The sequence below is a fragment of the Nonomuraea ceibae genome (assembly GCF_019396325.1).
GTDB lineage: Bacteria > Actinomycetota > Actinomycetes > Streptosporangiales > Streptosporangiaceae > Nonomuraea > Nonomuraea ceibae.
Genome location: NZ_JAHKRO010000001.1, coordinates 157,893 through 171,964 on the forward strand (window position 1 = coordinate 157,893; position 14,072 = coordinate 171,964).

The following is a 14,072-nucleotide window of genomic DNA, read 5'->3' on the forward strand; positions in this document are numbered from 1 at the left end:
GGTACTCTCCCCACTGTGGGACGCCACAGGTCGGATCCGATGGGCCTCGCCCGCATGGCACTCGCCGTGCTGGCCGTCATCGCCGTGGTGGCGCTGCTGGTCATCGGCGTGCGGGCACTGCTCAGCTCGCTCGACACCACGGCGCCGCCCGGCCGCGCCCACACCTCAGGCACGCCGTCGAGCGGCGGCCGGGTGCCCACCGTGCGCATCGAATGCCTGGCCGACACCTGCCCGATGGTCACCGTCCGGGTTCCCGGCGGCGACGTGCTCCAGCACCGCGACATGACCCGCGGCGAGGAGGTCAGCTACTACGAGCCGGAGCTCGACGTGGTGCTGACCGACGCCGGCACCGTACGGGTCACCGAGAACGGCAGCACCAGGCCCCGCGGCGACGCGGGCGAGCAGGAGGAGTTCACCGTCACCGGCCCCGGCGAGTGAGTCAGAGCCCCAGGTCGGCGAGCGTGAAGGCGGTGCGGTAGTCGAGGCCCTCCTCGGCCATCCGCGCGGCGGCGCCCCGGTCGACGATCGTCGCCACGGCCACCACCTCGGCGCCCGCCTCGCGCAGCGCCTCCACGGCGGTCAGCGGCGACGAGCCCGTCGTCGAGGTGTCCTCCACCGCCAGCACCCGGCGGCCCTTGACCTCCGGGCCCTCGATCCGGCGCTGCATGCCGTGGGCCTTCTGCGCCTTGCGCACCACGAACGCGTCGAGCGAGCGCCCCTGCGCCGCCGCCGCGTGCAGCATGGCGGTCGCCACCGGGTCGGCGCCCAGCGTCAGCCCGCCCACGGCGTCGAACTCCAGGTCGGCCGTCAGCTCCAGCATCACCCTGCCGACCAGCGGCGCGGCGACCCCGTCGAGCGTGATGCGGCGCAGGTCGAGGTAGAAGTCGGCCTCCCGCCCGGAGGAGAGCACCACCCGGCCGTGCACGACGGCCTTCTTCTTGATCTCGGCCAGCAGGCTGTCGCGGTCACTCATGTCCCCAGCTTAGGACCACCGCTCCGGGGGCCTGACGCAGGCAAAGACACGCGATCGGTTTAACCACGGGGGTGGGTGCGGAATGACTCCCGGGGCAACGGTTCGTAACCGTGAGGTCACTATGAGTGCCGAAACATCCCAGAGCGACGCAGAACTCATCCAAGCCGTCCGAGGAGGCGACGCCACCGCATACGGACGGCTCTACGAACGCCACGTCGCCGCCGCCCGCGTCCTGGCCCGCCGGCTGGTGCCCGACGACGAGGCCGAGGACGTGGTGGCCGAGGCGTTCACCCGCGTTCTCGACGTGATGGGCCGAGGCGACGGCCCCGAGGCCGCCTTCCGCACCCACCTCCTCACCGTCGTCCGGCGCACCGCCGACCACCGCACCCGCCTGTCCACCGGCCCCGAGACGGCGGACGACGAGCCCGTGCGCGCCCCGGCCGCCGTCGCCTACCAGTCGCTGCCCGAGCGCTGGCGGGCCGTCCTGTGGCACGTCGAGGTCGAGGGCGCCCGGCCTGCCGAGGTCGCGCCGCTGCTCGGGCTGTCGGCCAACGGCGCGGCCGCGCTCGCCTACCGCGCCCGCGAGGGACTGCGCCAGGCCTACCTGCAGACCCGGCTCACCGCCTCGCCGCCCCTGGAGTGCCGCCCGGTGCTCGGAAAGCTCGGCGCGTACGTCAAGGGCGGGCTGACCAGGCGCGAGTCCAAGCCCGTCGACGAGCACGTACGCGGCTGCGACGCCTGCCGGACCGTCCTGGCCGAGCTGACCGACGTGCGCCGCGCCCTGCGCACCGTCGTCGCACCGCTCCTGCTCGGCCCCGCCGCCGGCGGCTACGTCGCCGCCATGTCCTCGCCCGTCAGGCTCCGCGTCCGCCGCACCCTCGCCTGGGTCCGCGCCCTGCCCGGCCGCCAGCACGTCGTGGTCGCCACCGGGGCGCTCACCGTCATGGCCGTCGCCGCCGCCTTCGCCCTCGTCTCCGCCGACCGGCCCGAGACCGCGCCGGTCTCCCAGCCGCTGCCCATCGAGCCGTCGCACGCCGAGCCGCCGTCGTCCCGGCCGCGCCCCGCCCCGCCGTCGCGCGTCCCTGCCCCGCCGTCGCGCGTCCCAGCCCGCGAATCCGCCGGCCCGCCTGCCGGAACCCCCGCCAAGGCCCGTCTGACGGCCACGATCAGCGCCATGGGCGCCCTGGTCCGCGACCGCCCCGGCATCGTCGCCATGCGCCTGCGCAACACCGGCAAGAAGGCGACCGCCCCGGTCTACGCCGCCATCGACCTCCCGCCGGGCGTCACCCCCGTGCCCCCGGGCACCCGCCCGTCCGGCGTCACCTCCTCGGCCCGTACGTCCCCCGCCACGCACGGCCGGGCCGCCCCGGTCGGCGCGGTCGACGGCTGGTCCTGCCGGCTGGCCGGGCGCGGCGTCAGGTGCGCCAGGCGGCCGCTCGGGGCGGGCGAGGCCACGGCGGTGTTCCTGCGCGTCCAGGTCGCCGCCTCCGCCCCGGGCGGCGAGGGGCCGATTCTCAGGGTCGAGGCAGGCCCCCTCCGCGCGCGGGCCGAGTCGGCGGCGGGCGTGCGCGCCTCCGGCGCCCCCGCCAGGTTCGCGGCGGACGGCAAGATCACCGTACGGGCCACGGGCAACTCGTTCGTCGACTGCCCGGACGGCCACGACGAATGCGCGATGGCCCGGCGACGCCACGGCGACCAGCGCGACAACGACCTGTGGCCGATGCGCCCGCAGGACCAGGACGACGAGCCTGACACGCCCGTCTCCAGCGCGGCCCGGCTCGCCCTGCCCAAGGGCGCCCGCGCCGTCTGGGCGGGCCTCTACTGGTCGGCGGGCGCCCCGGAGGCCGACGAACCCCAGGAGGTCGCGCCCGTCAGGCTCAGGGCCCCGGGCCGCAAGCGTTACGTGGAGATCCGGCCGACCCACGTCGACTGGGCGGAGCTGCCGTCAGGCCCCGCCTACCAGGCGTTCGCCGAGGTCACCAGCCTGGTCAACGCCGTCAACAGGTCCGGCACGTGGTGGGCCGCCGCCCCGCCCGCGGAACTGCCCGGGCATGCCGGCTGGAGCCTGGTGGTCGTCGTCTCCGCCCCGGACGTCCCGTACAGCAGGGCCGTCGTCCTCGACGGCGCCGCCGTGGTCGGCGGCGAGCACGATCTCGTACGGATGCCGCTCGGCGGGCTGGGACGCGGGGCGGCCGACGCCAGGGCGCAGGTCGTCGTCTGGGAGGGCGACGCCGATCTGAAGGGGGACAAGGTGTCGCTCGGCACGGGTCCGCTCACGCCGTCGGGCGGCGACCGCGACCGGGACAACGTCTTCGACGGCTCGTCCGGCGGTGCCGGCGGGATGACGTTCGGGGTCGACGTGGACACGATCACCGGGCGGCTCGGATCGCGGCCGTGGGTGTCGATCGCCTCGGAGCGGGACGCGGTGATGTTCGGGGTCGCGGCCGTGAGCGTGCGCGCAGAGCCGTGACCAATAACGGGACAAAATGGTACCGTGCGGCTTGTTGGTCAGGCATAACGTCGGCGGCGGGGCGAATCGTCGGGATTAACCCTCGCGCGATCACTTGCTTTCATTACCCTGGGACAGGGCCGCCGAGTCCGGCTCTCACGGTGCGGAGCCAGCAAGTCGGACCACCAGGAAAGGGGCCGTGTCAGTGGATCGCTGCGCGCTGTTCGTGGACGCCGGCTATCTGCTGGCTGACGGGGCGATGGCCGTGCATGGGACTCGCCATCGCGAAGCCGTCTCCTGGGACTATCCGGGGCTGTTGCAGCTCATGTCGAGCCTGTCGCGCGAACGCACCGGCCTGCCGCTGCTGCGCTGCTACTGGTACGAGGCGACGGTCGAGGGCCGGCACACCCCCGAGCACGACGCGCTCGCCGACATCCCCGGCCTCAAGCTCAGGCTGTCGCGCATCCGGCCGGGCCGCCGCGAGGGCGTCGACGCCCAGGTGCACCGCGACCTGATGACGCTGGCCCGCAACAACGCCATCTGCGACGCGGTCGTGGTCAGCGGCGACGAGGACCTGACCCAGGTCGTGTGCGACGCCCAGGACCTCGGCATCCGCGTCACCGTCGTCAACATCGCCGCCGAGGCCAGCTCCGCGAGCTGGGCCGTCTCGCGCACGCTCCGGCAGGAGAGCGACGACCTCATCGAGCTCGGCGGCGCCCACCTGCGCCCGTACGTCACGCTCGTCACCGGCGCGACCGAGGCGTCCAACGGCCACCACCACCAGCCGCTCGGCAACGGCCAGGGCGCCCATTCGCTCCCGGCCGCCGCGCTCCCGCCGTCGCTGCCGTCGGCCCCTACCAGCACCGGCAGCCACGCCGTCCCGCAGCCCGGTCCGAGCACCCCGCCGCCCGCCCAGCCGTCACCCCAGCCGTCCTCGGGGTCGTCGCCGGGCCGCGCCCAGCCGCCGCCCGCGCTGCCCACCTACACCTTCCAGGCAGACCCGGCCCCGGCCCCTGCGTCTTCGCCCCCGCCGTCGCCGTCACCCGCCCCGGCCACGGGCCCCGTCCCCCAGCAGCAACAGCAACCGCAGCAGCAGTCGCCGACGACCGGCCAGTTCTCCTCGCCGTCCAGCGCCGGCGCCTACCCGTCGCAGCTCGGCACCTCCTACACCGGCCCCCAGGCCGCCCCGGTGTCACCCCCGTCGGCCGCCACGGCCGGAGCCACCACGCTCGCCGACGCGGTCAAGTCCGCCCACCGCGAGGGCCACGACTTCGGCGAGTCGGTCGCCCGCGACGCCCCGGCCCTCTGGCTCGAAGCCGTCCTCGCCCGCAAACCGCGCATGCCCTCCGACCTGGAGGCCCGGCTGCTGCAGGGCTCGTCGCTGCCCATCGACTTCCTCCTGCACGACGAGGTCCGCCACGCCCTGCGCCGAGGCTTCTGGGACGCCCTCGAACGCGCCCGCCACTGACCCACAACCCCAGCCCGCCCACGTCGGAAGTTCTGGGGGGCATCAAAGCCCAGGAGTTATCGGGCGTCTTGGTCCTCGCCGAGGACGCGCACCATCCATTCCAGGGAGCCGGTGCGGAGAGCCTCATCGGCCAGGCACTTGGCGGATGCGGTCGTGAGGGCGGCAAGGGAGGTGTCGATCCACGGTTGTACGTTCTGATGCCCCTGCTCGCGATACTCGATCGCCTGGATCAGGCACTCCAGCTTGTCGGCGTCCCGGGCGCAGATGGCCTCCAGGCTGGTCCTGTCCTCATACTCGCCGACCGCGCCGCTGACCACCCGGGCCACGGCCTCGGGGACACCGCGCATCTGGTCGGAGGTGACCTGCTCGTTCGAGACGGCCTTCAGGTAGCGCTTGCCGATGTAGGGGATGTCGGTGACGCGCGTCTCCTGGGTGTCGTGGAACAGGCTCATGAACGCCGCGCGTTCAGGGTTGCCGCCCTCCATGGCGGTGATCACGGCAGCGATGATCGCGGTACGGAAGGAGTGGTCGGCGATGCTCTCGGGGGCCTGGACGCCCGCGACCAGCCATCCGGTGCGCTTGTACCGCTTGAGCAGGCCGATCTCGTACAGCAGACCGGTCACCCTGGCCAGTTCCTCCGCCATGGAAGTCCCTTCTCATCCTCGGTGGATCATGCGCAGAGCGTAGATGATCGCCTCAAGTTCCCGCTGCGACTGCACCGACACGGTGTCCTCCTCCAGCGTGCGCGTAGCGGCCTGCCTGAGATCGTCGGCGGTGTGCGGGTCCAGTGTCGACGGGCGCAACATGACCAGCGCCCACAGCGTGTGCGCGACCACGTCGACGTAAGGGTTGGTGGAGTACAGCTTGCCGACCAGGTGCCGCAGCAGCTCGGTCCCGCGCCAGGCGTGCGGGTCCAGCTCGACCATGAAGGTGTCCGCTGACTGCGGCTCGCTGACCTCGCCGAGCCAGTAGGCCCAGTAGTTGAGATTGGCGATCTCACAGACCTCCTCGGCCAGGCGCGTCCGGATGAAGTGCTGCAAGGCTTCGCGGTCGCCGAAGCGCGCCAGGGAATGGGCTCCGGACCGTAGGACCGCCCATGACGGCGTCCACTGGTCAGCTCGGCGCGTCCGGCGTTCCTCAGCGCGCTGCATGGTCGCCAGCCAGTCAGGGGTGTCATCGCCGTCGTCGAACCCGGCCACGTAATGCGCCTGGCGGCGGAGCAGCATGCCGTCCACCCTGTCGGCGTCGGCGTTCTCGGTTGCGGCTCGCAGATGCGTGAAGAAGTGCGCACGCTCATCCGGCAGCAGAGAGGGGGCTGTGGCGACCGGCCCGCGGCGGCCGGTCATTCGTGTCGCTCCGGCCAGGCCGGATGGGACGGTTGCCGTGAACGGCCATGCCACGAGATCGGTGAACGGACGCGTAATCACCCATGATGCGAGCGGATGGTCTACGGCTGAGGGATTGTCGGCCTTGGCGCTGAGCACGTAACCGACGAACCGGTCCGCCTCAAGGGCCATGTCGAGTTGCATCAGCAACCGGAATTGTGCGCCGAGCCGCAACAGTGCATGCCGTAGCGACAGGTAAGCACCTGTGGAGATCGCCATCAGCGGGCGGCGTCCGGACTCCCACCCCTGAATCGTCGTGATGTCGACGGCCATACGCTCGGCGAACCGCTCCTGAGTGAGCCCCGCTGACTCGCGGATGATCTTGAGTGCGTAGCCGGAGATGCGGCCTTCGCGGGCATGGTCGCCATTACCCCGACCCCCGGTCATGGTTGTCGCTCCACGAGAGGTTATCACAGATGGTCACCGCCGTCGGTACTCGTACTTCCGGTCAGTTCTGCGGCATCCGCATGGTTCCTAGCGTTGCTACCAGCACGGACAAGCCCATCCAGCCTATCCCGCAGGGGCTTGGGGAGACCGACTGATCAGGTGGGAGCAATGGAATCGCCACCCGGAACACCGATCGTCAGAGGCGCGGTCGACGGCTCGGTCTGTCTTCCGCCCTGGACGGCTTCTGCTGAGCGGTTGGCGTCGGCCCTGCGTGATCTCGGCGTCGCCGGCGATGTTCACGAGGGAGAGGGCATCGCACTGGTGTCGGTATGGGCGGACCTCGTCGTATGGACTGATGGCCACTGCTATCGGTGGTGGACTGGGCAGAACTCGGAGAAGACCGGTCGGCGCCTCTACCGGGTCTACGGCACCGGCAACCCGGACACAGTGGCGCGGGCCGTCGCACTGCGCTGCACCGAACTCCAGGAAACCCGCCTGCTGGTGCAGCCGGTCGTGGAGAGCGCTTCGTGATCGCGCTGGAGGGTGAGTGCCTCAGCCCGCACGTGGCCATGGCGCGGCGGGGTCACATCCGACTCGACTGGCGGACGCCGTCCCGGACGCTGGAACGGATACGACCGATGGCTTGGACGTGCGTGTGCCGGGCCACGGTCTACGAGCTGTGCCAGGGCGGGGGACAGGCGTTCATCCGGAGGACCGTGCAACTCGATGGCACACCGGAGATCCACGAGACTCCGCGCTGGCCGGCCAACGAAGCTCGGGTGATCTGGGCGGCGTTGCTGTCGGGAAGAGCCCGGTAGGACGGGCGTGGAGGCCTCACGTCTGCGGCGTCCAGAGGAAGCTGACGGCCAGCACGCCGCCGTCCGGCCCGTACGGCCCGATCGGGCAGGCGTACGGGCCGCGACGGGCAGGTCGGGTGGGTCAGGACAGGGCGTCGAAGCCGGCGCGCAGGTGGAGGACGCGCTCGGCGAGGTCGCTCAGCGGCCCCGCCAGCGTGGGGTCCTGGGCCTTGCGGGCCAGCTCCCGCACCCGAGCCAGCTCGTCCTCGACGGCCGTCAGGCGGCGGGAGAGCTCCGGCAGGACGCTCCCGTCGGGGGTGTCCGGCGGCAGCTCGCCGGCCAGCCGCTCACGCAGCATCGACGCCTGCTCGGCCAGCCGCTTGTGCATGTTGTACAGCTCGGCGAACACCGACACCTTGGCCCGCAGCACCCACGGGTCGAACGGCTTGGTCAGATAGTCGACCGCGCCCGCCGCATAGCTGCGGAAGGCGTAATCGGGCGCGCTGTCGACCACCGTCAGGAAGATGATCGGGATGTTACGGGTGCGCTCCCGCCGCTTGATGTGCGCGGCGGTCTCGAACCCGTCCATGCCGGGCATCCGCACGTCGAGCAGGATGAGCGCGAACTCGGTGTTGAGCAGCGCCTTGAGCGCCTCCTCACCCGACCTGGCGCGTACCGGCACCAGGTCGAGCGAGCTGAGGATGGCCTCGAGCGCGATGAGGTTCTCCTCGCGGTCGTCGACCAGCAGGATCTTGGCCCGATCCGCCATGGATCACGACCCTTCCGGGGAGGAGGATTCGGGTGCGGCGGCGCGGCCGCGGCTCAGCCAGCCGCGCAGCCGTTCGAGCAGGCGGTCGACGTCGACCGGCTTGGGCACGTAGTCGGAGGCGCCGGAGGCGATGCTCTTCTCCCGGTCGCCGCGCATGACCTTGGCCGTGAGCGCGATGATCGGCAGGTCGGCGAACTGCGGCATGCGCCGGATGGCCGAGGTGGTGGCCCACCCGTCCATTTCCGGCATCATGATGTCCATCAGCACGAGTGCGACGTCCTCGTTCCGTTCGAGCTGCTCGATCCCCTCACGACCGTTTTCAGCGTAGACGACCGTGGAGCCGTGCCGTTCGAGCACGCTGGTCAGCGCGAACACGTTGCGGATGTCGTCGTCGACGATGAGGATCTTGGCGCCGTTCAGCGGGTCCTCGCCCTGCCACTGGCTGGTCTCGACCGGGGCCTCCACCAGCTCGGGCAGCGGCAGGTCGAGCGGCAGCGGCGGCTCCGGCGAGGTCGACTCGGGCTCCTCGATCGAGGCGGTCATGAGCTGCCTGCGCGGCGCGCCGCCGTCGGTCGCGGCCAGCGGGCCCGTGTAGGAGGCCGGCAGGTAGAGGGTGAACGTGCTGCCCTTGCCCAGCTCGCTGTCGACGTGGATCTCGCCGCCCAGCAGGCGGGCGATGTCGCGGCAGATGGCCAGGCCCAGGCCGGTGCCGCCGTACTTGCGGCTGGTGGTGCCGTCGGCCTGCCGGAACGCCTCGAAGATGACCTCGCGCTTGTCGGGCGCGATGCCGATGCCGGTGTCGATCACCTGGAAGGCGAGCAGGTCGGGCGCGGCGTGCAGGGTCTCGTCGTCGAAGTCGACGTCGGTCGGCGCGGGCGCCACCCGCAGCTTGACCTCGCCCTTCGGGGTGAACTTGACCGCGTTGGACAGCAGGTTGCGCAGCACCTGCTGCAGGCGCTGCTCGTCGGCGCGCAGCTCCTGCGGCACGTCCGGGTCGACGTCGACGGCGAACGCCAGCCCCTTGTCGGCCGCCAGCGGCGCGAACGCGGCCTCCAGCAGGTCGACCATCTTCGGCAGCGACACCTGTATCGGGTGGATGTCCATCCGGCCCGCCTCGACCTTGGACAGGTCGAGCATGTCGTTGATGAGCTGGAGCAGCGCCGACCCGGCGCCGTGGATCGTCCGGGCGAACTCGACCTGCTGCGACGTCAGGTTGCCCTCGGCGTTCTCCGTCAGCAGCTTGGCCAGCACGAGCAGGCTGTTGAGCGGCGTGCGCAGCTCGTGCGACATGTTGGCGAGGAACTCGTTCTTGTAGCGCGAGGACACCGCGAGCTGCTCGGCGCGCTCCTCCAGGGTGCGGCGGGCCTGCTCGATCTGGAAGTTCTGGATCTCGATGGCGCGGTTCTGCTTGGCCAGCAGCGCCGCCTTGTCCTCCAGCTCGGCGTTGGACCGGCGCAGCTCCTCCTGCTGGCGCTGCAGCTCGTCGGAGCGTTCCTGCAGCTCGCGCGTCAGCCGCTGGGACTCGGTCAGCAGGTCCTCGGTGCGCGAGTTGGCGATGATCGTGTTCATCGTGACGCCGATCGTCTCCACGAGCTGCGTCAGGAAGTCGAGGTGCACCTCGCCGAACGGCGTGAACGAGGCCAGCTCCAGCACACCGAGCACGCGGCTCTCGAACAGGACCGGCAGCACCACGATCTGCGCCGGCGTCGACTGGCTGAGCCCGCTGTCGATCGTGATGAACTTCGGCGGCACGTCGTCGAGGATGATGTGGCGCCCTTCGGCGGCGGCCTGCCCGACGATGCCCTCGCCGAACGCGAACCGCTGACGCGGACCCCGATCCGGCCGCACCCCGTAGCCGCCGATCAGCAGCAGCTCGTGCTCGCCCTCGGGATCGACGCCGTAGAAGGCGCCGTAGCGGGCCGACACCAGCGGCGTCAGCTCGCTCATCGTCAGCTTGGCCACCTCGAACAGGTCACGGTGGCCCTGCATGAGCCGGGAGATGCGGGCCAGGTTGGACTTGAGCCAGTCCTGCTCCTGGTTGGCCTGGGTGGTCTCGCGGAGGTTGGCCACCATCGAGTTGATGTTGTCCTTCAGCTCCGCCAGCTCGCCCTGCGCCTCGACGGCGATCGACCGGGTCAGGTCGCCGCGCGCCACGGCGCTGGTCACGGTGGCGATGGCGCGCACCTGCGTGGTGAGGTTGCCCGCCAGCTCGTTGACGCTCTCGGTGAGCCGCTTCCAGGTGCCCTCGACGCCCTCGACCCGGGCCTGGCCGCCGAGCTGCCCCTCCGAGCCCACCTCGCGGGCCACGCGGGTGACCTCGGAGGCGAACGACGAGAGCTGGTCGACCATCCGGTTGATGGTGGTCTTCAGGGCCAGGATCTCGCCCTGGGCGTCGACGTCGATCTTGCGGGTGAGGTCGCCGTTGGCGACCGCGGTGGTGACCTCGGCGATGTTACGCACCTGCGAGGTCAGGTTGTTGGCCATGAAGTTGACGTTGTCGGTGAGGTCCTTCCACACGCCCGACACGCCGCCCACCCGTGCCTGGCCGCCGAGCTGCCCCTGGGTGCCGACCTCGCGGGCCACCCGGGTCACCTCGTCGGCGAACGACGAGAGCTGGTCGACCATCGTGTTGAGGGTGTCCTTGAGCTGCAGGATCTCGCCCTGCGCATCGACGGTGATCTTCTTCGACAGGTTGCCCTGCGCCACCGCCGACGACACCGCCGCGATCTGCCGCACCTGAGAGGTCAGGTTGTTGGCCATCGAGTTGACGTTGTCGGTGAGGTCCTTCCACACGCCCGACACGCCGCGCACCTGCGCCTGGCCGCCGAGCTGGCCCTCCGTGCCGACCTCGCGCGCCACGCGGGTGACCTCGGAGGCGAACGAGGACAGCTGGTCGACCATCGTGTTCATGGTCGACTTGAGCTCCAGGATCTCGCCCTGGGCGTCGACGTCGATCTTGCGGGTGAGGTCGCCGTTGGCCACGGCCGTCGTCACCTGGGCGATGTTACGCACCTGGTAGGTGAGGTTGTTGGCCATCGAGTTGACGTTGTCGGTGAGGTCCTTCCAGACACCCGACACGCCCTTCACCTCGGCGCGCCCGCCCAGCTTGCCCTCGGTGCCCACCTCGCGGGCCACCCGGGTCACCTCGTCGGCGAACGACGAGAGCTGGTCGACCATCGTGTTGAGGGTGTCCTTGAGCTGCAGGATCTCACCCTGCGCGTCAACGGTGATCTTCTTCGACAGGTTGCCCTGAGCCACCGCCGTCGCCACGGTCGCGATGCTGCGCACCTGGTAGGTGAGGTTGTTGGCCATCGAGTTGACGTTCTCCGTCAGGTCCTTCCAGACCCCGGACACGCCCGTCACCTGCGCCTGACCGCCGAGCTGCCCCTCGGTGCCCACCTCGCGGGCCACCCGGGTCACCTCCTCGGCGAAGCCCGAAAGCTGGTCGACCATCGTGTTGACGGTGTTCTTCAACTCGAACATCTCGCCCACGGCGTCGACCGTGACCTTGCGGCTCAGGTCGCCCTTGGCCACCGCCGTCGTCACCACCGCGATGTCACGCACCTGCGCGGCCACGCGGGACGACATCGTGTTGACCGCCTCGGTGAGGTCACGCCAGCTCCCGGACATGCCGCGCAGATTGGCGCTGCCGCCCAGCCGGCCCTCGGTGCCGGCCTCCCGCGCGACCCTCGTCACCTCGGAGTTGAACAACGCGAGCTGGTCGACCATGCCGTTGATCGCCTTGCCCAGGCGGCGCACCTCGCCCCGGGCCGACCGGTCCAGATCGATCCGGCGCGACAGGTCACCCTTGGCCACCGCGTCGATGACGTCGGCCGCCCCGCTCACCGGGCTCACCAGCGCGTCGATCAGCATGTTGACCGACTCCACGCTCTCCGCCCAGGCCCCCACGCCCGGCCCGGGCGTCAGCCGCTCGCCGAACCGGCCCTCCTTGACAACTTCCTTGCGCACCCGGACCAGCTCGTTGGCGAGGTGCTCGCGACGGTCCGCGACCTCGTTGAGCAGCAACCGCACCTCGCTGAGGATTCCCGGGGGCGCGTACGGGACCCGCCGCCGGAAGTCGCCGTCACGCCAGGAGAACAACGTCTCCAGGATCGGCACGAGATCCGACTCGGTATAGGTCCTCTCCTCAGGACTTGGCGCGGCCTTGGCCGTTGTCATGGGGCCTCCTTCACCCACCGGTGACTCCGGCGAGTGATTCAAGTCTGTCACGATGAGTAGCTCGTAGTCCTGTCCTTGGATTTACCCCAAGTCAGCGGGAAGTGTGGTAGGCACGTACGGATGACTGCTTCTCCCCATGCGGTGCTCGCCGCGACCTTCGCACCAGGCGAGACGGCCGTGACGGACGCGATGAGGTTCACGCGCGAGGTGATGACCGCGTGGGCCACCGGAGGCATGCTCCACATCGCCGAGCAGGTCGCGGGCGATCTCGCCGAGCAGGTGGTCGACGAACCGTTCGAGGTCATCTGGAAGCACCTGGGCGGCGCTGTCCAGGTCGAGTTGAAGCAGCGAAGCACATCATCGGGCGATCCGAAAGCTCCCTCCGTCACCGTCGAAGAGTGGGGGATCACCTTCGCGGGCGATTCCCGTGTCCATTGGGCTAGGCTCACGCTACCCGGCGCAAAGGGCGCAGAGTCCTCCGAATGGCTGGAGCAGACCTCCCGCGGCCCCCACTGGCTCGGCTTCCTCGCCGACGCGAGCGACCTGCTGGCCGGCACCCTCGACCCCGACATGGTGCCTGCCATCATCGCCCAGATCGTGGTGCCGCGCCTGAGCAGCTGGTGCGGCGTCTACACCGCCGAGAGCGAGGCCGGGCCGCAGCGCCTGGTCTACCTGTGGCACGCCGACGAGGCCCGCATCGACGCCCTGCGCGAACAGCTCGACGAGATGGACGTCACCGCCGTCGGCTCCCGCGCCACCTCCACCTTCCACCTGCCCGACGCCAACGTGCTCGCCGTCCCGCTGACCGCCCGCGGGCGCAGCCTCGGCGTCATGTGCCTCGGCCGCGCCGACCGCTTCCCCGACGAGGTCATCCAGCTCGCCGAGGACATCGGCAGGCGCGCCGCGCTCGCCATGGACAACGCGCGCGTCTACGCCCAGCAGGCCGCCGCCAACCGCGCCCTGCAGCGCAGCCTCCTCCCGCCCAACGAGCCCGAGGTGCCCGGCCTCGACTACGGCGTCGTGTACGAGCCCGCCGGCGAGGTCAACGAGGTCGGCGGCGACTTCTACGACCTGTTCAAGGCCGGCGACGACTCCTGGCGGTTCGCGATCGGCGACGTCTGCGGCACCGGGCCCGAGGCCGCCGCCGTCACCGGCCTGGCCCGCCACACCCTCCGGCTGCTGGCCCGCGAGGGCTACGGCGTCGCCGCCGTGCTCGGGCGGCTCAACCAGGCCATCCTCGAAGAGGGGGAGCGGGCGCGGTTCCTGACGCTGCTGCACGGCGACATCTCGCCCGCCGACAAGGGGCTGGAGGTGCGGCTGGTCTCCGCCGGGCACCCCGAGGCGCTGCGCCTCAAGCCCAACGGCGTCGTCGAGGGCGTGACCACGCCGCAGTCGCTGCTCGGCGTCTTCCCCGAGGTCGTCTTCGAGGCCGACACCATCCACCTCGACCCGGGCGACGTCCTGCTCGCCGTCACCGACGGCGTCACCGAACGACGCTCCGGCGGGCGGCTCCTCGACGACGACGGCGGCCTGGCCAAGATGCTCGCCGAATGCGCCGGCCTGTCGGCCCGCGCCGTCGCCGAACGCATCCGCCGCGGCGCCGCCGACTTCGCCGCCGGGCCGAGCGCGGACGACCTCGCCATCCTCGTCCTCCGCGCCCGCTGA

Annotated in this window: 10 protein-coding genes; 5 read left to right on the forward strand and 5 right to left on the reverse strand. The window is 71.1% G+C overall.

Translation table 11 applies throughout. The features are described from left to right. Positions 1–15: 15 nt before the first annotated feature. Positions 16–438, forward strand: a complete 423-nt coding sequence (locus KME80_RS00915) for a hypothetical protein (protein ID WP_219498974.1) — start codon at positions 16–18, stop codon at positions 436–438. A gap of 1 nt (position 439) precedes the next feature. Here the strand turns inward: KME80_RS00915 and pyrE are convergent, their stop codons facing one another. After that, positions 440–973, reverse strand: coding sequence for an orotate phosphoribosyltransferase (pyrE, locus tag KME80_RS00920; protein ID WP_219498976.1), 534 nt, complete (start codon positions 971–973; stop codon positions 440–442). A gap of 121 nt (positions 974–1,094) precedes the next feature. Between pyrE and KME80_RS51590 the strand changes: the two genes are divergently transcribed. Then, positions 1,095–3,443 (forward strand): sigma factor, encoded by a 2,349-nt coding sequence (locus tag KME80_RS51590; protein WP_219498978.1) that lies wholly within the window; start codon positions 1,095–1,097, stop codon positions 3,441–3,443. Positions 3,444–3,627: 184 nt separating this feature from the next. Beyond that, positions 3,628–4,890, forward strand: coding sequence for an NYN domain-containing protein (locus KME80_RS00930; RefSeq protein ID WP_219499452.1), 1,263 nt, complete (start codon positions 3,628–3,630; stop codon positions 4,888–4,890). 56 nt (positions 4,891–4,946) lie between these two features. Here KME80_RS00930 and KME80_RS00935 read toward each other — a convergent pair whose 3' ends face one another. Next, entirely contained in the window at positions 4,947–5,534 is a 588-nt protein-coding gene (locus tag KME80_RS00935; RefSeq protein ID WP_219498980.1) for an HD domain-containing protein, read from the reverse strand. A 12-nt stretch (positions 5,535–5,546) separates the two neighbouring features. Beyond that, a complete protein-coding gene (locus KME80_RS00940) occupies positions 5,547–6,662 on the reverse strand; it encodes a helix-turn-helix domain-containing protein (protein ID WP_246643605.1) in 1,116 nt (371 codons plus the stop codon). Positions 6,663–6,830: 168 nt separating this feature from the next. Here KME80_RS00940 and KME80_RS00945 point away from each other — a divergent pair, with 168 nt between their 5' ends. After that, positions 6,831–7,193 carry a hypothetical protein gene (locus KME80_RS00945; protein WP_219498981.1) on the forward strand — a complete coding sequence of 121 codons (363 nt, stop codon included), beginning with the start codon at positions 6,831–6,833 and terminating at the stop codon, positions 7,191–7,193. Between the two features lie 408 nt (positions 7,194–7,601). Here the strand turns inward: KME80_RS00945 and KME80_RS00950 are convergent, their stop codons facing one another. Together KME80_RS00950 and KME80_RS00955 are read right to left on the reverse strand one after the other, a co-directional pair. After that, positions 7,602–8,228 (reverse strand): response regulator, encoded by a 627-nt coding sequence (locus KME80_RS00950; protein ID WP_219498983.1) that lies wholly within the window; start codon positions 8,226–8,228, stop codon positions 7,602–7,604. Positions 8,229–8,231: 3 nt separating this feature from the next. Then, the gene (locus KME80_RS00955; protein ID WP_219498985.1) at positions 8,232–12,407 is read right to left on the reverse strand and encodes a HAMP domain-containing protein; all 4,176 of its coding nucleotides are present in this window, start codon (positions 12,405–12,407) and stop codon (positions 8,232–8,234) included. 120 nt (positions 12,408–12,527) lie between these two features. Between KME80_RS00955 and KME80_RS00960 the strand changes: the two genes are divergently transcribed. Next, positions 12,528–14,072 carry a PP2C family protein-serine/threonine phosphatase gene (locus tag KME80_RS00960; protein WP_246643607.1) on the forward strand — a complete coding sequence of 515 codons (1,545 nt, stop codon included), beginning with the start codon at positions 12,528–12,530 and terminating at the stop codon, positions 14,070–14,072.